This is a genomic window from Aquimarina algicola (genome assembly GCF_006443095.1).
In the GTDB taxonomy this organism is placed as follows: Bacteria; Bacteroidota; Bacteroidia; order Flavobacteriales; family Flavobacteriaceae; genus Aquimarina; species Aquimarina algicola.
Map to the genome: position 1 here is coordinate 1,262,323 of NZ_VFWZ01000002.1, position 18,802 is coordinate 1,281,124.

16 protein-coding genes are annotated in these 18,802 nt (G+C 31.6%); 7 read left to right on the forward strand and 9 right to left on the reverse strand.

What is annotated here, in order from left to right; all coding sequences use genetic code 11:
* Positions 1 to 14: 14 nt before the first annotated feature.
* The 3 genes from FHK87_RS09600 to FHK87_RS09610 all read right to left on the reverse strand — a co-directional run bounded on the left by FHK87_RS09600 (position 15) and on the right by FHK87_RS09610 (position 4,971).
* Positions 15 to 1,415, reverse strand: a complete 1,401-nt coding sequence (locus tag FHK87_RS09600; RefSeq protein WP_140592457.1) for a DUF5689 domain-containing protein — start codon at positions 1,413 to 1,415, stop codon at positions 15 to 17.
* 94 nt (positions 1,416 to 1,509) lie between these two features.
* On the reverse strand, positions 1,510 to 2,043 hold the full coding sequence (locus FHK87_RS09605) for a transposase (RefSeq protein WP_140592458.1): 534 nt from the start codon (positions 2,041 to 2,043) through the stop codon (positions 1,510 to 1,512).
* 45 nt (positions 2,044 to 2,088) lie between these two features.
* A complete protein-coding gene (locus FHK87_RS09610; protein ID WP_140592459.1) occupies positions 2,089 to 4,971 on the reverse strand; it encodes a TonB-dependent receptor in 2,883 nt (960 codons plus the stop codon).
* Positions 4,972 to 5,125: 154 nt separating this feature from the next.
* On the opposite strand from FHK87_RS09610, the gene FHK87_RS09615 reads away from it, so the two are divergent.
* Both FHK87_RS09615 and FHK87_RS09620 read left to right on the forward strand, forming a co-directional pair.
* Positions 5,126 to 6,175: an endonuclease/exonuclease/phosphatase family protein gene (locus FHK87_RS09615; RefSeq protein ID WP_140592460.1), complete on the forward strand. Its 1,050-nt coding sequence runs from the start codon at positions 5,126 to 5,128 to the stop codon at positions 6,173 to 6,175.
* 46 nt (positions 6,176 to 6,221) lie between these two features.
* Positions 6,222 to 6,716 (forward strand): SoxR reducing system RseC family protein, encoded by a 495-nt coding sequence (locus FHK87_RS09620; RefSeq protein WP_140592461.1) that lies wholly within the window; start codon positions 6,222 to 6,224, stop codon positions 6,714 to 6,716.
* A 54-nt stretch (positions 6,717 to 6,770) separates the two neighbouring features.
* Here the strand turns inward: FHK87_RS09620 and FHK87_RS09625 are convergent, their stop codons facing one another.
* The 3 genes from FHK87_RS09625 to FHK87_RS09635 all read right to left on the reverse strand — a co-directional run bounded on the left by FHK87_RS09625 (position 6,771) and on the right by FHK87_RS09635 (position 9,569).
* Positions 6,771 to 7,001 (reverse strand): hypothetical protein, encoded by a 231-nt coding sequence (locus tag FHK87_RS09625; protein ID WP_140592462.1) that lies wholly within the window; start codon positions 6,999 to 7,001, stop codon positions 6,771 to 6,773.
* Positions 7,002 to 7,201: 200 nt separating this feature from the next.
* The gene (locus FHK87_RS09630) at positions 7,202 to 7,615 is read right to left on the reverse strand and encodes a hypothetical protein (protein WP_140592463.1); all 414 of its coding nucleotides are present in this window, start codon (positions 7,613 to 7,615) and stop codon (positions 7,202 to 7,204) included.
* Positions 7,616 to 7,733: 118 nt separating this feature from the next.
* Positions 7,734 to 9,569 carry a cation:proton antiporter gene (locus FHK87_RS09635; protein ID WP_140592464.1) on the reverse strand — a complete coding sequence of 612 codons (1,836 nt, stop codon included), beginning with the start codon at positions 9,567 to 9,569 and terminating at the stop codon, positions 7,734 to 7,736.
* 624 nt (positions 9,570 to 10,193) lie between these two features.
* Between FHK87_RS09635 and FHK87_RS09640 the strand changes: the two genes are divergently transcribed.
* The 5 genes from FHK87_RS09640 to FHK87_RS09660 all read left to right on the forward strand — a co-directional run bounded on the left by FHK87_RS09640 (position 10,194) and on the right by FHK87_RS09660 (position 16,753).
* Positions 10,194 to 11,060 (forward strand): MBL fold metallo-hydrolase, encoded by an 867-nt coding sequence (locus FHK87_RS09640; RefSeq protein ID WP_140592465.1) that lies wholly within the window; start codon positions 10,194 to 10,196, stop codon positions 11,058 to 11,060.
* Between the two features lie 13 nt (positions 11,061 to 11,073).
* Positions 11,074 to 12,750 (forward strand): S8 family peptidase, encoded by a 1,677-nt coding sequence (locus tag FHK87_RS09645; RefSeq protein ID WP_140592466.1) that lies wholly within the window; start codon positions 11,074 to 11,076, stop codon positions 12,748 to 12,750.
* 6 nt (positions 12,751 to 12,756) lie between these two features.
* Complete coding sequence (locus FHK87_RS09650) at positions 12,757 to 14,592, forward strand: M1 family metallopeptidase (protein ID WP_140592467.1); 1,836 nt, start codon at positions 12,757 to 12,759, stop codon at positions 14,590 to 14,592.
* 112 nt (positions 14,593 to 14,704) lie between these two features.
* Positions 14,705 to 15,076, forward strand: a complete 372-nt coding sequence (gene rnpA / locus FHK87_RS09655; protein WP_140592468.1) for a ribonuclease P protein component — start codon at positions 14,705 to 14,707, stop codon at positions 15,074 to 15,076.
* Between the two features lie 54 nt (positions 15,077 to 15,130).
* A complete protein-coding gene (locus FHK87_RS09660) occupies positions 15,131 to 16,753 on the forward strand; it encodes a S41 family peptidase (RefSeq protein WP_140592469.1) in 1,623 nt (540 codons plus the stop codon).
* Between the two features lie 90 nt (positions 16,754 to 16,843).
* On the opposite strand, the gene FHK87_RS09665 is transcribed toward FHK87_RS09660, so the two are convergent.
* From FHK87_RS09665 to FHK87_RS09675, 3 genes are all read right to left on the reverse strand, one after another.
* Positions 16,844 to 17,290, reverse strand: a complete 447-nt coding sequence (locus tag FHK87_RS09665; RefSeq protein ID WP_140592470.1) for a GNAT family N-acetyltransferase — start codon at positions 17,288 to 17,290, stop codon at positions 16,844 to 16,846.
* A gap of 60 nt (positions 17,291 to 17,350) precedes the next feature.
* Positions 17,351 to 17,785, reverse strand: coding sequence for a ribose 5-phosphate isomerase B (gene rpiB, locus FHK87_RS09670; protein ID WP_140592471.1), 435 nt, complete (start codon positions 17,783 to 17,785; stop codon positions 17,351 to 17,353).
* A 657-nt stretch (positions 17,786 to 18,442) separates the two neighbouring features.
* Positions 18,443 to 18,682, reverse strand: a complete 240-nt coding sequence (locus tag FHK87_RS09675) for a DUF2007 domain-containing protein (RefSeq protein WP_140592472.1) — start codon at positions 18,680 to 18,682, stop codon at positions 18,443 to 18,445.
* Positions 18,683 to 18,802 lie beyond the last annotated feature (120 nt).

The window sequence follows — 18,802 nt, forward strand, 5'->3', positions numbered from 1 at the left end:
GTTTAATACCCATATTACTTTGCAATGATTTTGATATTATCGATATGGTATCGTGTTGTTGCTCTGGGATCACCGCCTGTATATTTGAAACCAACTCTAATACTACCTTGTAAACATGTAAGACTAATAGAACCAGAAGAAGTGAACTTGCCAAACCCATTTAATGGTGCTCTTGGAATAGTAGTATTCAACTTCACCCAAGTAGTGGTCATCATATCTCCTGTATAATTTTCTGTAACAAAAACTTCTAGGATATTGCCATTATCATATCCCGACTGAAGATCAAATTGTAATATCTCTTCTGTAGAGGTAGTAACATCTATTTCTGGTGTAATAAGCCAAGCTTCATATAAACTTTCTTTAGATCTAAATCCTGTAATTTGTGCATATTGTTCTCCCCCAAATTCACCTATTTTATATTTCAACTTACCACCAGATAAATTGATATTAATCCACCCTTGATCTTCAAAATCAGAACTTTTTAATCCTGTAAAATCTTCTTCAAAAAGAATAGTTTCGCCTTTGGTAAGTGCTTCTTCACAATCTAAAACTATTGGATCACAACGTGTATCTTCATTAAAATTTAATCCTTCGGGATCATTAAGTACCAGATTATATCGGTTTCCCAAAAAATTCTTAGTGACAATCCCTTCAAAATTCCCTTTGGTCTTTGGTAATTTCAATCCACGAAAATCTGAAAATGTACTTGTGCTTAATATCGTAGTTCTTCCTGTATGGCAGCTTTCTACAATTCGTTCTCCATCAAAAACATCATTGGCTTCTGCTGCAAATGTAAATATGTTGTTTTCTAAAACCAGACTTTTATGAAACTGAACCTCATTTATGGTAACATATAAGTTCAATAAATTGTCACCAATGTCCTCTAATCTAATTTCTCTAGGTGTAATTTCTGCTACTTCTGATGTCTTAATTATTACCTCATCTTTCATAAAAGAAGGTATCGCACCAATACTATTTCTATTTATGATACCAAGTGTTGGTATTCCGTTTTCTACTCCTATCGACAAACCATCTAAGGCAATGTAAACCTTTTGACCAAATTCATAGGTTGTATATAATGGTGTTTCATCAATCAAAACTCTAATTCCTGAAGTAGGGTTTTTCTTCTGATCTTGCAGGAGTAATTCTTTGAAGAAATTTCCAGCTTTGTCACTAGAAATGACATAGCCTTCAACATAACTATTCGTCTCTATAAAATGTACTTTTGCATTTTCTCCTTCCTTTTCTTGTTCTTGTTTTAAGAGACCTTGTAAGGCGTCAATCGTTATAATTGTTCCTTCTATTTGAGGATCGACAACTTCTAATTCTGGAATTTTAAAATCTTCTTCTGGACTGCATTTTAAAGTAATAATCGCTATAGTACATACACATGCTATTTTTATTATTGTATTCATACGTTTCTTTGTTTTAATATTTATTTTAAACTATACCTCAGAGGTTTAGTAGATTTTAATATTTCTAAACCTCTGAGGTATAGTGTACTTCGATTTATAATTTTTTATTAATATGGGTGTATTCAAAATTTGATTTTCCTTCAAATAACGATAACACAAATTCTCTTTCTATTTTTGATGGTTTTTGAGATAAGTGACTATGATAAGATGAATAAGGATATGTTCTAAAATCACGAGTAAAATTATGATGCTCAGGGTTTCTGTGTATGTAGATGATGAGTTGTTTCAGATATTTTTCGCTATCGATCTTTTTTCTTGAAAATCTATTTTCGAACAAGCTTCCTGTTCTATTATAAGATTTATTCATTGCTTTAGCATAAGCATTAAACATATTCGAAAACTTTTGCGACGTCTGTTTTTCTTCAATTCCTGTTCTGGTTTTTGCAATAAGGTGAAAATGATTTTTTAAAAGGCAATACGCATAAATTTTACAGACAGGATGCACATGTTTTGCTAAAAGAGAAAGGAAATAATTATAGTTGCGGTCTTCTTTAAAGAGATTTTCTCTATTATTTCCCCTGTTGTATACATGAAAATAACTTCCGGGTGTCAATAACTCATATTTCATTTGTTTTGTATAAAGTATTTGAAATGAAAATTTTGTAAGAATTTTTTAAAAACGCACATACATATTCATATAGTAAGAAGTGCCGAAACCAAAGAAGTATTTAGGACCAAATACCGGTGTTTTGCGTCGAGATTCTGCTAGAGCAAGACGATAATTTGCATTTCTAGACTGCTCAAATCCTCCTGTTTTATATTCTTGATTAAAAATATTGGTAATCGAAGCAAAAAAGCCCACTGTATATTTTTTTATCCTCCATGATTTTCCTCCTACGGCATTTACCAGAAAATAGTCATCAAACTCTTCTTGTCTTAGAAGTTCTTTGGCTATGTTTGGATCAAAATCATTAAAGGGCTGTCCACTTGAATCTGTTACAAAATTCGAAGTTCTTGCAAATGGACTAACATTTATATAAGCATTTGAAAAGTAATTAACCGTTGTGCCAAACCACCAAAAAGTAGGATCCTTATATTCAAAACCTAATTGCGCGGCACGCTGCGGGCCAGAAGAGAGATGATACCCTTTTAGATACGATTTTCCAAAATCTTTTACTCCATTAAAGTCTTCAAAAACATCACTTGTACTGGTTAAAATTAAATTTGGATTATTATCAAAGGTAAATTTTCCAATAGCCGCTACTCCTTTTACTTTTAACTCAGGGATGATTTGATATTCTATACCTAACTCTCCTCCAATATGTAACTTATCAATATCGGTTAATAGTTCTTGAACAAAACCAGTATTAGAGCCCGAAATGGCTTCTGTAAAGAAAAAAGACGTTTTTGTCGCATCTAAAGTTTTGGTGTAATACCCTGTTAGTTTAGCTTTAATCTTAGATGTTCGAAGAATATAACTCGCATCAATAGATTGGATTTTTTCATTTTCTTGTTCTTTTCCTGTTATTTCTGATATAGAAAAGTTATTCTGTCTACTATTAGCAAAAGAATTTCTAATGGTTGGAGATTTGGTAAAGTAAGCTGCATGAAAGTTAAAAAACTGATGCCCATCAATAGTTAAAGTACCACCAGATTTTGCACCAAAATTCATAAAATCAATGGATTTGCTTTTTCCATACGATAATACTCCGGAAAAGTATCCATTTTCAAACAACCCTTCTCTTTGGTATGTAGTTTTACTAACAGTACCACTTACGAAAAAATTAAATCTATTAAACTTGAACTGACCCTGTACAAAACCATCCATTTTTGTGGCATTAATACTATAATTGTAGTCATACCGATCTCCTACTTTTACAATTCTATTAGGGTTCCGCAAGTCACTTTGTGCATTATTGACGCGCTCTGAAATATTTCTATCTGTAACAGATAAAGCAAAAACATCTACGTCCAAAAAACCATTACCTCCTAAAAGATCTGAGACTTCTGCAAAATTCTCGCTATGTAAACTTTTATAATGTAAAGCGGCATTTAGAGATACATTCTTTCCTATATCACTATCAAAAATTGTATTTGCAATGATCTGTGTATCCTCAATTTTATCATCATACAAGATATAGGTTGCATTTTTACCCTGTTTTGCGCTTTGTTGATTTGTCTTAATAAGTTCATCCCACTCGATTTGACCATTATCGATAAGCTTTTGTTGTGCTAAAAATGCACCTTGAAAATCTAGAGGACCAGGATTTGGATCTTTTAAAAAAGAGCTTGGTAAATTATCGGGATGTACTGGATTTGTAGCTACACTTCTACCTCCTCCAAGATATGTAACATTACCGTTTGTTAATAATAAATCACTACCTCCATTATCGATTCTGCTATTGGCAATACTACCTTTTTGTATTGCTATATTTGTTTGTAAACGTGTATTTTTAGAAAGATTCCAATAATGATTGACCATTAGTATAGGCTCTTCAACTACACGTTCACGAGCATTTCTAATTCTTCCTTTTTGATATCCCCAATTGGGATTATATGTATTTCCTTTGATTTGATATACTTCATCTGTGATTGCAGTAGATCTGCCTCTACGATTTGGAGCATATATTCCTGTAAAATTAATACTATGATTACTGTTAAGTCTTTTTTCTATAGAAACAAAAAATGAATTCGCGTCATATAAAGTGCCTTCTACAAAACCTTCTTTACCAAATCGTCGTGATATTGACACCGTGTACGCCCATCCCTTTTCTGTCATTCCGGAGTTATATGTGCCCATAATCCTACCTTGGTAAGTTCTATTTGAAGAAGCATAAGATATTCTACCACCCTTTCGATATTTTGAAGCTCTCATAATACTATTTGATGTTCCTGACAGATCCCCAAATACATAATCATTTTCTGAAAGCCCATAGGAAAATTCCTGATTGCGTTGTACATCATTTAATCCGCCCCAATTACTCCATTGCGGACGCCCATCTGATAATTTATTCATTTCAATACCGTTAATCAATACCTTTCCATACTCATTACCTAACCCTCTAGGGCGAAAAAAAGTTGTACCAAAATCAAAAGCTGCAGCTGTAAGATACACGTCTCTTGTTGCCTTCAATAATGGTAAAACAGTTGATATTGTTTCGTCATTTTCATCTAAATCCTGATCAGAAAGGCTTATTACACTTGCCTGATTGTGTTCTGCATCAAAATCATAATTCAGTAAAATGTTATTTAGCGTTAAAGAATCGCCCTTATTGATTAATACAGGAAAATACTTAGTAATATACCCTTCCTTTGAGCATATTACTGCTTGTTTGCCTAAAGGCAATTCGTTTTCATTAAAATCAAACTCACCATAAACATTAGACAAGGTTTTAATATTTGTTCCTTTAATGCTTACGGCTACATTTTCTAAGTAATTAAAATCAGTCGCGTCTTTTATAATACCTTTAATCTGAGTCTTTTGAGCTATACAGACAGCGTTTGTATATAGAAAGAAGATGAGTATATATCTCAAGGTTGTATAATGATAAGTCATATTGTTTGGTGTTTGTATTCACTTTGATTTACAAGTGATAGTATCTGTTTCCCTTTTGTTAATTAAAATGCAAGTATAAAACACGCCAGTATCAAAAAATGAAACTGGAAAAAATAATATTTGCATCTTATTTATGATTCCAAAAGATTACATCATGACTTCGAGTACACTAGTTATCTACTTATTTCTATTGTTTTCAATATGTATAAAAGCACAGAGTAAACACGAATATGAAATACATACAGTAGCTTTTTATAATCTAGAAAACCTATTTCATCCCGAAAACGACCCTTTAACATTTGATGATGACAGAACTCCCAACGGAAAAGATCACTGGACATACGAACATTACAATCATAAGATTAAAAATATGGCTCGTGTTATTTCAAAAATAGGAGCAGAAAAAACTAAGAATGCTCCTGTACTGATTGGAGTAGCAGAAATAGAAAACAGAAAAGTTCTAGAAGATCTTACTCAGGATTCTGCTATCCAACATCAGAATTATGGTATTATACACAAAGATTCACCTGACCGTAGAGGCATTGATGTTGCGTTATTGTATCAAAAAAGATTTTTTAAACCAAAAAATACTCAAACACATGAGCTATTGCTTTATAATCATCAAACAGGGAAACGAGTCTATACCAGAGATCAGTTAGTTGTAAGTGGTTACCTCGATGGTGATTTAATACACCTGATCATTAATCATTGGCCTTCTCGTAGAGGGGGCGAAAAAAGAAGTGAATACAAGAGAAAAAAAGCAGCGATATTGAATAAAAAAATCGTTGATTCACTATGGACAGAAAATCCTTATGCGAAAATTATAATTATGGGAGACCTTAATGATAATCCAAAAAATAAAAGTGTATCGAGGATACTAAATGCAAAAAAACATCAAAAAGATGTTGATATAAAAGGATTATATAATCCTATGAATCTAATAGCTGAAAAAGGAATTGGTTCTCTAGCTTGGGAGGACAAATGGAGCCTATTTGATCAAATAATAGTATCAAAAGAGCTCATACAAAAAGAATATGATACTTACAGGTATTATAAATCAGGAATATTTACTTCTGATCAATTGATTACTAAAAAGGGTAGGTTTAAGGGATATCCTTTTAGGAGCTTTGCCAATGGATCATATACTGGTGGATATAGTGACCATTTTCCTGTATATATGTATCTGGTCAAAAAAATTAAGTAACTTTCACAAAAAAGTATATAGGGCTCAAAATCAGGTTGTATTATTTATGATCAATCAAATTCTCAATATAAAGAAATTAGAATATACATCACAGCAAAGTTTTGAAGATATTAAGAAAACGCTTGATGAAATTATTGATCCAGAAACATCTGCACAAAAGTATAATACAGTCGGCAAGCGCTATGGCGATAAAATGTATAAAATCAAAGAAGATACTCCTCGTTACTGGTGGCATAATAATAAACATCTTGAAGAGCAAGAAAAAGCAAGTTTAATCATCAAAATCAAACCTACCACAAACGGAACTCATTTGAATATAACGGCAAGACCCAATTTTACTGGTTCAATATTTGCGATTTTATTTCCTCTTATAGGTATTTTCTTTTCATGGATATTTGAAACAACTAAAGAAGGATATAGTGCTTTACTTGTACTTGGATTACCGTTTATTGGTTTGGGGCTATATCTTTATTTAGAAGGCAGATATTTTCGTAATCGATTTCTAAAAAGAATTATTTCATATCTGGATATACAAAACTAAAAAAGCGCTCTGATTAAATAGAGCGCTTTTTTACATCAATAAATGATTTACCAATTAAAATCCTATTTGGATATCACATAATCCTGAATTGGCCAATGCTGCTGCATCGTCATAATTATCACCAGTATCATTTCCATCTTCATCTATAGCATTACCATTTTCTCCACGAGTAAAAGTAAAACCTGCACACTCAAAAGAATCAACTCCTCCATCATCATCACTGCTACAAGCGATTAGACCAAGTACAAGAGTAAATACAGCCAAATACATAAGTTTTTTCATCATATAGGGGGGGGTTGTAGATTAACGCGGACGAAGATATAAGAAAAAACGTTTTTTAACAAAAAATTAAGTTAAAAATATCTTTTAGTCGATATAAAAAGTATTTAGTCGGTTTTATTGTATAAAAACTGATGTGTATTAAACCAAAAAAACGACCTTAAAAAAGTCGTTTTCAATTTATATTATTAGATAAATAAAAAGTATTATTCACAATTTGATAATTCTATATATCTAGCAAAAGGAATACCAATATCTCTATCATCTATAAAAGCATTACCATTTTCTCCTCTACAAACAACTGTAGCGATACCACTATTGGTACAAACCAAACATGTTCTGCCAGAAAAAGTACAATCTCCTAATTGAGCTAATTCTTGTCTTAATGTATTTATTACCTCTTCATCATCACCAGAGCAACCATTGTTTATTACTGTTTCTAATGCCATTCTATAAGCATTACATGCGTCTGTAGATTCTATATTTGATCTATATGCGTTTTGAGCTTCAGACAACATTGTGTTTGCTTCTTCACAATTAATACCATCATCATCGCTCTTACAAGCAGTAAATCCGAAGACTAACAAGCAAGTAGCCATATACATAAGTTTTCTCATCATTTTTAGTTTTGGGTTAAGCGTGATCAAAAGTAAGAAAATTAACTATAATTATACAAAAGTAGGAAAAATACTATTTTTTATGTACTCAAATACAATGCATTACAATGATTCTTAGTTCTTATTTTACTTCTTCGATATCTATAGGTTTACCGATATATGCAAGAGTACTATCTTCGTCAATTTGGTTAATTTCTTCACTGTAAGAAGAAATAATTCTTATTTTTTTATCTGCTCCTTTTATAAATAGCGGAATGATGTCTTTATCTTCTTTTGTAATATCAATAAGGTTTTTATAGTGTTTTTGATCTTTGATTTTAATCTCTTGTATTCCAGGATATTTTTCTGCCAATCCAATAAGCTTATAATAATCATCTGTATGAGAAAATAGCCCTTCTTGTGGATTATTTCTGGGGTCTTCCATTTCTTCTGGTGTAATTAACCTAAAGGATCCATGTTCTCCAAACTGATTTCTGAACTTATTAATTGCATATTTATTGATATCACTATTTGCGGTTAATGCCATGAGATACCCTACATCACTTAGTTCTATATTGTCTTTTAATTCACCTCCATAAATATTACTTTCTATAGCTTCTAAGCCAAGGTCTTTGGCTTTATTAATATTGTTTCGGTTATTATCGACAAGTACCACATGTCTACCGTTATCTTTTAGATATACTGCTATCAATCTTGATATTTTCGATCCTCCTATAATTAGAATCCCGTCAGATTTTTTAAGAAATACACCAACGATTTTAGCAAACAAACGAGCTGTAGTTGCATTAAGTAGAACTGTGCCTAATACAATCATGAATACCAGTGGTGTAATATATTCTGCTGCCGGGATACCTACTTTATACAATTTTAAACCAAATAAAGAAGCAATACCGGCTGCTACAATACCTCTTGGTCCTACCCAACTTATAAAAAGTTTTTCATTTGTTTTAAGTCCTGATTGCATTGCACTCAAAAACACTCCCAAAGGTCTTATCAAAAAAGCTACCACAGAAAATAACAAAACTGCTTTCCAGTTATAAATAAGTTTAAGGTCTTCGATATTAATATTTGCTGCCAAAAGAATAAATAATATAGATATTAATAATACACTAAGAGACTCTTTGAAATATAAAATCTCATTAATATTAGGCAGATTAATGTTTCCCAAAACCAATCCCATAATTACTACAGAAAGTAAACCGGATTCGTGGGCAAAAATATCGGATAATACAAAGACTCCAAGTACAGAAGCTAGGGTAACTACATTAAGTAAATAATGCGGAATAATCTTTCTCTTAATCGCAAATGCAAGTGCATGTGCGAAAGTAAAACCAAAGGTAAGTCCAAATAATACAATTTTACCAAACTCGATCAGAGCTGTAAAAGTAAACTCCTCTCCTGCTCCTGCTCTTATAAACTCAAAAACCAAAACAGCGATAAGAGCTCCAATAGGATCAATTAAAATACCTTCCCATTTTAAAACAGCAGAAACGTCTTTCTTGAGAGGTATATTTCTCAAAATCGGTGTGATCACGGTAGGACCTGTTACAATAATCAATGAAGAAAATAAAAATGCAATCGGCCAGCTCAAATCAAAAATGAAGTGTGCCGCAAGACCTGCTCCAAAAAACGTGACCACCACTCCTATAGTTATCAATTTAATAATTACCGGTCCAACATTAAGGACCTCACTTCTTCTCAATGTAAGTCCACCTTCAAAAAGAATAATACTTATTGCTAATGAAACAAAATAAAACAAGCTTTCTCCAGGAAATAATCCCTCTCTACCATTCCAAATAGGCTGTATTAGCTTTGCACCATCTTCGGTAAAAAGAGTAGCTATAGGACCAACCAACAAGCCTATCAAAATCAAAGGTAAAATAGCCGGGATTTTTAATTTCCAGGCAACCCACTGGGCTAAAATTCCTAAAATGACTATTCCTGCCAGTTCTAACATTTTGTATTATTATCTAATTATTCAGGAGAAAGATCGTAATTTTTTTCCAACATGATAAAAATATATGCCAATTTAAAGTTTCATTTAATATCCGTTCAAGTTATTATTGAGTACACATCAAATTTTATCATCCTAAATTAAAGGTATAATATTTTGATTTACATCCTTTTCAAAAAGCAATATTTTATAAAATCATATTAATTAATCCTGTAACACTACAATTCTTTATGAGTTTTTATAAATGCTTGGAAAAGAAATTTCTAAGTTTAATAGAGTATGAGTCACAAAATGTTAAAATTTGTGTATACATTTGTGTGAAAATGATATTATCGTTAGAAAGCACACAAAATTAAATGTTCAATATAAGTACAGTTATTTTTTGTATTAAAACCTATCGATTCGTACATAAGACAGATATATTGTATTGAAATAGTGTTAAAAAGTACAAAAATTAAATCTTGATATTTGCCATTTTTCTATTTTGCAAAAATTTACAACTATCCATACCGTGCACCACACAGTTGGAATCAAAAAAAGTGTATTTTTTTATAAATAATTGTGTTAAGAATAATCTTTTTAAATTTTGTGGTAAAATTTAAAAGGGTAAAAATTATTATACATTAAATGAATTTATATCCTATAAAGGCAGGAAATTTCAAACTTGATGGCGGTGCTATGTTTGGAGTCGTTCCCAAAGTACTTTGGAATAAAACAAATCCTGCGGATCAAAACAATCTTATTGATATTGCTGCTCGTTGTCTGTTGATAGAAAATGGTGATCAATTGATTTTAATAGACTCCGGTATGGGCGATAAGCAATCCGAAAAGTTTTTTAGCTACTATTCTTTATGGGGAGATGATAGCCTTGATAAATCTCTAGCAAAGCATAATTTTCATAGAGATGATATCACAGATGTATTTATTACACACTTACATTTTGATCATTGCGGAGGTGTTATACAATGGAACGATAAAAAAACCGGCTATGAATTAGCATTCAAAAATGCTAAAATATGGAGTAATCAAGAGCATTGGAAATGGGCTACAGAACCTAATGCAAGAGAAAAAGCCTCGTTTTTAAAGGAAAACATACTACCCATAGAAGAGAGTGGTCAACTTAATTTTATTACAAGAACACAACTCAATACTTCTTATCAAGAAGAATCAGAATTAGGGTTTGGTATATTATTTGCCGATGGTCATACAGAAAAACAAATGATACCTCATATTAATTACAAAGGGAAAACTATAGTTTTTATGGCAGATTTGCTCCCTACAGTTGGGCATATACCTTTACCATATGTTATGGGCTACGACACAAGACCTTTATTAACTTTGGATGAAAAAAAATTGTTTTTAGAAAAAGCTGCTACAAATAATTGGTATTTGTTTTTAGAACATGATGCGCATAATGAAATAATAACCGTACAACATACAGAAAAAGGCGTACGCCTAAAAGAAGTTTTTACTTGCTATGAAATTTTTAATTAAAAAAAACACCAAAATGATTGTCCCATCTTATAAAATGGTTACAGCTGTTACCGCATCGATCCTTATGATTGGCTGTGGTACGCCTGCAATAATTTCTACTCCTATAGAAAATATTGACGCAATTCCTTTAAAAAATATTGATCTAACAGAAACACAATTAAAAAAATGGAATTCTTTAGATCTTGTTTCTGACACTATTCCGGGAATGAGTGTTGATAAAGCATATAACGAGCTCATCAAAAATAGAAAAGGAAGCACTGTAATTGTTGGAGTGATCGATAGTGGTGTAGACATAGAACATGAAGATCTTAAAAATGTGGTTTGGGTAAATCCAAAAGAAATAAAAGGCAATGGAATCGATGATGATAATAATGGATATGTTGATGATATCAACGGTTGGAACTTTTTAGGCGACTCTGAAGATGAAAATCTAGAATTTGTAAGAATTATAAAGAAACTAAGCTCAAAATACAATGGTAAAACCTTAGCCTCTGTATCAGAAGAAGATCGTAATGAGTATAGCAATTATATTGAAGCCAAAGCTGAATATGAAAAAAAATATCAGGAAAATGCTTCTCAAAAAATGCAATATGAACAGATTTTAAGACAATCTGAAATTTCTCACAAAGCTATTGTTGATGTAATTGGAAAAGAAGATTATTCTAAAGAAGAATTACTAAAAATAGAAGCAACTACTCCAGAAATGCAACAAAATGTCGCTTTTTTAGCACAAATGTTTGGTTTTATGGATCCGGGAGATACTGTAGCAGACTTTATAAAGAATCTAAATGAAGGTGTAGATCATTTTACAGAACAGCTTAATTACAATCTCAATATAGAATTTGACGGCAGAACTGCTGTGGGAGATAATGTAGATGATATCACAGATACCAAATATGGTAATAATAATGTTATGGGACCAAATCCTAAAAAAGAAGGAATAAAACATGGTACTCACGTAGCAGGAATCATCGCCGCAGAAAGAAACAATAATATAGGATTAGATGGTATTGCTCAAAATGTAGAAATCATGGCAATAAGAGCCGTTCCTAATGGAGATGAGTATGACAAAGATATCGCTCTTGCTATACGATATGCAGTAGATAACGGAGCCACTGTAATCAATACGAGTTTTGGTAAATATTTTAGTACACACCCAGAATGGGTTCGAGAAGCTATTTCTTATGCTGCTTCAAAAGATGTATTAATCGTAAATGCAGCAGGAAATGAAGCCGAAGATTTAGATCAAAAAGCAGTATATCCAAACGATCAAATTAATAACGAAACTGAAATTTCGGATAACTTTATTACTATAGGCGCTCTTAACTATGAATATGGTTCAAGTTTGATCGCTGATTTTTCTAATTATGGTAAGAGTAATGTAGATGTATTTGCTCCAGGAGTAAAAATATGGTCTACCACCCCAAATAACTCTTATGAGTACTTGCAAGGAACATCAATGGCTGCTCCTGCTGTTGCCGGTGTTGCTGCACTTATTAGATCTTATTATCCTAAATTAAAAGCTGCGCAGGTAAAACAAATCCTTATGAATAGCGGATTAAGTACAACTGCTTCTGTAATCATAGGAGGAGACGCAGCAAATGTAGGTCCATTTACTTCACTTTCTAAGTCTGGTAAAATGGTAAATCTTTATAATGCTTTTATTATGGCAGATAAATTATCAAAATAATATTTTATGATTACTAAAGCATCGTCTTTTCTTGTTTTATTCACCGGAATTCTATGTGCCGTAGCACAGAATAATACTCCGTATTGGCAACAACATGTTGATTATACAATGAAAATCGATATGGATGTAGACAAATTTCAATACAAAGGCACACAAGAATTAGTGTATACCAATAACTCTCCCGATACTTTGTATCAGGTTTTTTATCATCTTTATTTTAATGCTTTTCAGCCAGGAAGTGAGATGGATGAACGATCTAGAGATCTACCGGATCCAGATCCGAGAGTTATGGATCGAATCAGCAAATTAACTCCAGAAACAATAGGTTTTCTCAAGGTATCGTCTTTATCTCAAAATGGTACCTCTCTTACATACAAAACAGAAGGAACTGTTCTAGAAGTAAACCTTAATAAACCCATTTTACCTGGAGAGAAAGTTAATTTCTCTATGGAGTTTAATGGTCAAGTACCTGATCAAATACGTCGTTCTGGTAGAAATAGCAAAGAAAATGTGGCTTTATCAATGACACAGTGGTACCCAAAAATGGCCGAATATGATTTTGAAGGTTGGCATGCCCATCCATACATTGCTAGAGAGTTTCATGGAGTTTGGGGAAATTTTGATGTCACAATAGATATTGATAAAGATTACATTTTAGGAGCTACAGGATATTTACAGAATCCTCAAGAAATAGGGTATGGCTATGAAAAACCTAATACCAAAGTAAATAAAAAAGGAAAAAAGCTTTCTTGGCATTTTAATGCTCCTAACGTTCATGATTTTGCATGGACTGCTGACCCAGATTATATTCATGATGTAGTAGAGGTGCCCAATGGACCCACTTTGCATTTTTTATATAAAAACAAAAAAGAATATATTGATAACTGGAAGGATCTACAGCCTAAAACAGTAGAATTAATGCAGTTTTTTAGTGATAAAGTTGGTAAATATCCATACGATCAATATTCTGTATTGCAAGGAGGAGACGGAGGAATGGAGTATGCTATGTGTACTCTAATTACAGGAGAAAGAAAGTTTGCCAGCCTTGTAGGAGTTACAGCTCATGAGATGGCACATTCATGGTTTCAACATATTTTGGCCACTAATGAAGCAAAGCATGAGTGGATGGATGAAGGATTTACAACCTATATCTCTACTTTGGCTATGAATGAAGTCATGAAACAAAATAATCCTAATTCTCTTAGAGGGATTTATAAAGGATACATGCAATTAGCATTATCAGGTATAGAACAACCACAAACAACTCATGCAGATAGATATGCTCATAACTCTGCTTACGGTGCTTCTGCATACTCAAAAGGAGCTGTTTTTCTTTCACAGTTAGGATATATCATAGGAGAAGAAAATCTTGCAAAGACTCTAAAAAGATACTTCAATGAGTGGAAATTTAAACATCCTACTCCTAACGATTTTAAACGAATTGCAGAAAAAATATCAGGGTTACAATTGGACTGGTATCTAACAGATTGGACCAAAACTACAAATACAATAGACTATGGTATCAAAGAAACCATAGAAAAAGAAAAAACAACTCAGGTAATTTTAGAACGAATGGGTCTTATGCCTATGCCAGTAGATCTTTATGTAGAATACAAGGATAATACGGTAGAATCTTTTTATATCCCCTTAAGAATGATGAGAGGACAAAAAGAGAACCCTATTCCATCTATGAAAAGAACTATTCTACCCGATTGGCCCTGGGCCAAACCAACATATTCTGTACAACTTTCTAAACCAAAATCAGAAATAAAAACAATATCTATAGATATTACAGGTACTATGGCAGATGTAAATCCTGGTAATAATACATTTTCAGAATAAAAAATATATTATTTAGGATAACTTATATAAAAACCGACTTTAAAAGTGTTTTAAAGTCGGTTTTCTTTACTTCAAGAATATATATAAAATCTATTGATTACTTTTAGCTGCAATGAAAGCCACTTTTAATAAGAAAGAAAAATTAAAAAGCAGAAAAGAAATTGGTAATCTTTTTTCTGAAGGGAAAGCTGTATCAAAATACCCCATTAAACTCATCTATAAAAAAACTACTTTTGAAGAAAATGTCACTATAAAAGCTGGTGTTTCTGTAAGCAAACGTAACTTTAAAAAAGCTGTTGATCGTAACCATATAAAACGTTTAATGCGGGAAAGTTATAGAAAAAATAAGTATATTGTCATCAACACTACTCATCAATACACATTTATGTTCTTATATTTAGGTAAAGAAATACCAGAGTATACATTTATGGAACATAAATTTAAAGCATTATTACAAAAATTTGTTGAACAAGAAATAAAATAGCTTATCAACATCAATACTATTGTATTTAATCAGGTAAGCAAAAAATAAGTCTTTATGAAAAAGAGAGTTATATATCCTATTGTAGCAGTTGCTATTTTACTATCTACAGTTAGTTTTAAATCAGATTTTTTTGAAATCGCAAAACAAATCGAAATTTTTACAACTATGTTCAAAGAATTGAACATGAACTATGTAGATGAAACAAACCCTGCAGAATTGATGGATACTGCGATCAAAGCCATGCTCGATGATCTTGATCCATATACCAAATATTGGAATGAACAAGATGTTGAAGCGTCCAAAATTCGTAATGCAGGAGAATACACCGGTATAGGCGCTTCGGTAAGAACAATCAAAGATAAAATCATTATCATAGAACCGTATAAAGGTTATCCTGCAGATAAAGCCGGATTAAAAGCCGGAGATGAAATTATACAGATCGGAGATATAAAGGTGTCTGATTTCAAAGAAGACGCTGGAGAACTTCTTAAAGGAGCCAGTAATACCAAAGTAGACATTACTTATAAAAGACAAGGAGAAACAAAGAAAACAGTACTTACACGAGAAGAAATCGAAGTAGATGCTGTCCCTTTCTACACATTATTAAAAGATAATACAGGGTATATTGTATTATCAAAATTTAATAACAAAGCTTCTAGCGAGACTATTGCTGCTTTAAAAGACCTAGAAGCCAAAGGTGCTAATAAATTAATTCTTGATTTAAGAGGTAATCCAGGAGGTTTACTTAGTGAAGCTATCAATGTTACCAATATTTTTGTTCCCAAAGGTGAGTTGATTACCACTACAAAATCTGTTGTTAAAAAATATAACAAACAGTATTTTACAAAAAAAGAACCTATAGATACTCAAATTCCTTTAGTCGTTTTGGTAAATGGAAGAAGTGCTTCTGCAAGTGAGATCGTAGCAGGAAGTATTCAGGATCTCGATAGAGGAGTAGTAATTGGTGCAAGAAGTTTTGGAAAAGGATTAGTACAGCGACCAAAAAAACTTACGTATGGTACACAATTAAAAATAACCATATCAAGATACTACACCCCAAGTGGCAGATGCATTCAGGCTTTAGATTATTGGCATAGAGATAAGGATAATAAAGCCGTACGCTATGATGCAAAAGATTTCAAAGCCTTCAAAACCAAAAATGGAAGAACAGTATACGATGGTGGAGGTATACAACCTGATATTGAAATGGAGACCTCAAAATTTAGTGAAATTACTACAGCACTATTGCGTTCGGATGCTATCTTTACATATGCTACCAAATATTACTACTCTCATGAGTTAAAAGATGCCACTAATTTTACTTTTACTGATAAAGATTATGAGGATTTTAAAACCTATGTAAAACAAAGTGATTTTAATTTTGAAACTGAGACCGAAAAATCATTTAAAAAGGCTTTAGAATCAGCAAAAAGAGAAAACTTTGATAAAGAAATCGAAGCAAGTTATAAACAAGTTATGGCTTCTATTGAAGTATCAAAACAAAATGCTTTAGACACTTATAAAAAAGAAATTAAAAATCTAATTACAGACGAAATTGTAAAACGCTATTTTTATAGAGAAGGATTGTATAATTACTACGTAACTCACAATCCTGAAGTAGCAAAAGGTCAGGAAATTTTAAATGATACAAATAAGTATGCTTCTATATTAAAATAGTACACATATTTACTTTATAAATAATCAAACCCCTTTAAAGAAGCTTTTTTTAAAGGGGTTTTTGTTACGATGTTATATAAATATTATACTTTAAGATTTTATCATTGCGATATGGGGAATACCATCTTCCAAATATTCTTCTCCAACTTGAACAAAATCATGACTATTATAGAACTTTTTTAAATAGGTTTGCGCAGAGATTTTGATCTGTTTTGTGTCAAAATGATTCTCAATTGCTTTTATACTTTCTTTCATAAGATCATGACCATAGCCGTATTTTCTTTCATTTTCGGCAACAACAACTCTGCCAATACTAGCATTTTCAAAGTAATCTCCCTTATCAAATATTCTTGTATACGCTACTACATGATTATCTTTATTCCCTAATACGTGTAGTGCCTTTTGATCTTTATTATCTATATCTTGATATACACAATCTTGTTCTACCACAAAGACCTCAGCACGTAAGCGCAGTACTTGATATAACTCTGATAATGATAAATCACTAAATTTTTTTACAGAAAAGTTAACAGCCATACGTGATACAGAATAAACTTGAATACTGTTTAGAAATAATTAAAAAAAATGATAACATTTTTATATACATGTTGCTATTTTATCAACACGTTTTGCATGTCTTCCTCCTTCAAACTCTGTATCTAAAAAAGTTTTTACCATTTCTATAGCTTGTGGTAGAGATGTAAATCTAGCAGGAATGCATATGATATTTGCATTGTTATGTTGTTTGGTCAGTTCGGTAATTTCTTTTGTCCAGCAAAGCCCTGCTCTTACTTTTTTATACTTATTTGCTGTCATTGCTACACCATTTCCGCTACCGCAAATCAAAACTCCTAGATCTACTTGTTCTGTATCAACATCTTTTGCTACAGGATGTACAAAATCAGGATAATCTACGCTACTATTTTCATTCGTTCCGTAATTTTGTACAGTTATTCCTTCTGACTCTAAATATTCTACAATGGCAAGTTTATATTCAGTCCCTGCGTGATCATTCCCGATAGCTATTTTCATTTTTTTTGTCGATTTTGATGTTTATGCAAAGATACTCTAAACTTGAAAAGTAGTCAACTACTTCTAGATAAGCTCATAAGCATAGACAAATAAGTATTTTTAGGATTTTGAAAGAAACCCAGGATCATTTATATCTCAATTATACAGTAAACTTCAAGTAATCAAATGTTTAGCCAATATTATCTTAATGTTAATAACTCATAACCCTATGTTAACATACTATGTGAATAAATAGTTGCTAAAATTGAGAAAGTTTTTTTGCTTCTTTTAATTTTTATTAGAATACAAAGCTGTCAACAACAAATCAAAATTTTAATTCGTCTTTTTTTGGAGAAGTTTTCAAATGTTAAGCTAACGTTATAAACTACGGTTTTACCGTAATAATATTAAAAATATCTTGTAATTTTGATCTATTAACATCTGTTAATTATATTTCATTTTTAGAAGATTTTCAGGCATTTATGCTATTAATATCCTGTTCATATGTTTATGAAAATTTACTTTAACTTAAAAAACAAATAAAATTTCAAAAAGTTATACCGCTATCCACACTACATCATAATAATCATTATTAATTTTAAAAAAGAAAAAGAAAAAAGAGAATTATATAATATCTGTTAAGAACTAAAGAAATTAAAAGAGTATTGTAAAATGAATTTATACGATTCTTAAGTTTGGATCTCTGTTAAGTTGATCAATAATTTGTAGAACCCTTGTTTTATCCTTTTTGTGGACTTTGAGATTGATACCTCCTATTGCGTTAGAATAGAAGGGGAATACGCCAACCATGGTTTCGTTTTCAAAAAAATAAGAGATACCTTCTTGATCTAATAATAGTTTTAAAACAGTATATTCAAAAGGATATGTATACGTTTTTACGATTACGAAGTCTTTCATTTTAAGGCGAATGCTAAATACTCATGCTAGTACAAGATACAAAATAAGAATTATAAAATTAGATTAATGAATTTGAGTAGCTTTTCTATCTGAAGGTTGAGGTATAGGAGAATTTATATT

Excerpts from the sequence above, each read along its gene's own strand:
- FHK87_RS09600 (WP_140592457.1), bottom strand. The coding sequence starts at position 1,415 with ATGAATACAATAATAAAAATAGCATGTGTATGTACTATAGCGATTATT.
- FHK87_RS09675 (WP_140592472.1), bottom strand. The coding sequence starts at position 18,682 with ATGAAAGACTTCGTAATCGTAAAAACGTATACATATCCTTTTGAATAT.
- FHK87_RS09635 (WP_140592464.1), bottom strand. The coding sequence starts at position 9,569 with ATGTTAGAACTGGCAGGAATAGTCATTTTAGGAATTTTAGCCCAGTGG.
- rpiB (WP_140592471.1), bottom strand. The coding sequence starts at position 17,785 with ATGAAAATAGCTATCGGGAATGATCACGCAGGGACTGAATATAAACTT.
- FHK87_RS09620 (WP_140592461.1), top strand. The coding sequence starts at position 6,222 with ATGATCAATCAAATTCTCAATATAAAGAAATTAGAATATACATCACAG.
- FHK87_RS09650 (WP_140592467.1), top strand. The coding sequence starts at position 12,757 with ATGATTACTAAAGCATCGTCTTTTCTTGTTTTATTCACCGGAATTCTA.
- rnpA (WP_140592468.1), top strand. The coding sequence starts at position 14,705 with ATGAAAGCCACTTTTAATAAGAAAGAAAAATTAAAAAGCAGAAAAGAA.
- FHK87_RS09645 (WP_140592466.1), top strand. The coding sequence starts at position 11,074 with ATGATTGTCCCATCTTATAAAATGGTTACAGCTGTTACCGCATCGATC.
- FHK87_RS09660 (WP_140592469.1), top strand. The coding sequence starts at position 15,131 with ATGAAAAAGAGAGTTATATATCCTATTGTAGCAGTTGCTATTTTACTA.
- FHK87_RS09605 (WP_140592458.1), bottom strand. The coding sequence starts at position 2,043 with ATGAAATATGAGTTATTGACACCCGGAAGTTATTTTCATGTATACAAC.
- FHK87_RS09610 (WP_140592459.1), bottom strand. The coding sequence starts at position 4,971 with ATGACTTATCATTATACAACCTTGAGATATATACTCATCTTCTTTCTA.
- FHK87_RS09665 (WP_140592470.1), bottom strand. The coding sequence starts at position 17,290 with ATGGCTGTTAACTTTTCTGTAAAAAAATTTAGTGATTTATCATTATCA.
- FHK87_RS09630 (WP_140592463.1), bottom strand. The coding sequence starts at position 7,615 with ATGATGAGAAAACTTATGTATATGGCTACTTGCTTGTTAGTCTTCGGA.
- FHK87_RS09615 (WP_140592460.1), top strand. The coding sequence starts at position 5,126 with ATGACTTCGAGTACACTAGTTATCTACTTATTTCTATTGTTTTCAATA.
- FHK87_RS09640 (WP_140592465.1), top strand. The coding sequence starts at position 10,194 with ATGAATTTATATCCTATAAAGGCAGGAAATTTCAAACTTGATGGCGGT.
- FHK87_RS09625 (WP_140592462.1), bottom strand. The coding sequence starts at position 7,001 with ATGATGAAAAAACTTATGTATTTGGCTGTATTTACTCTTGTACTTGGT.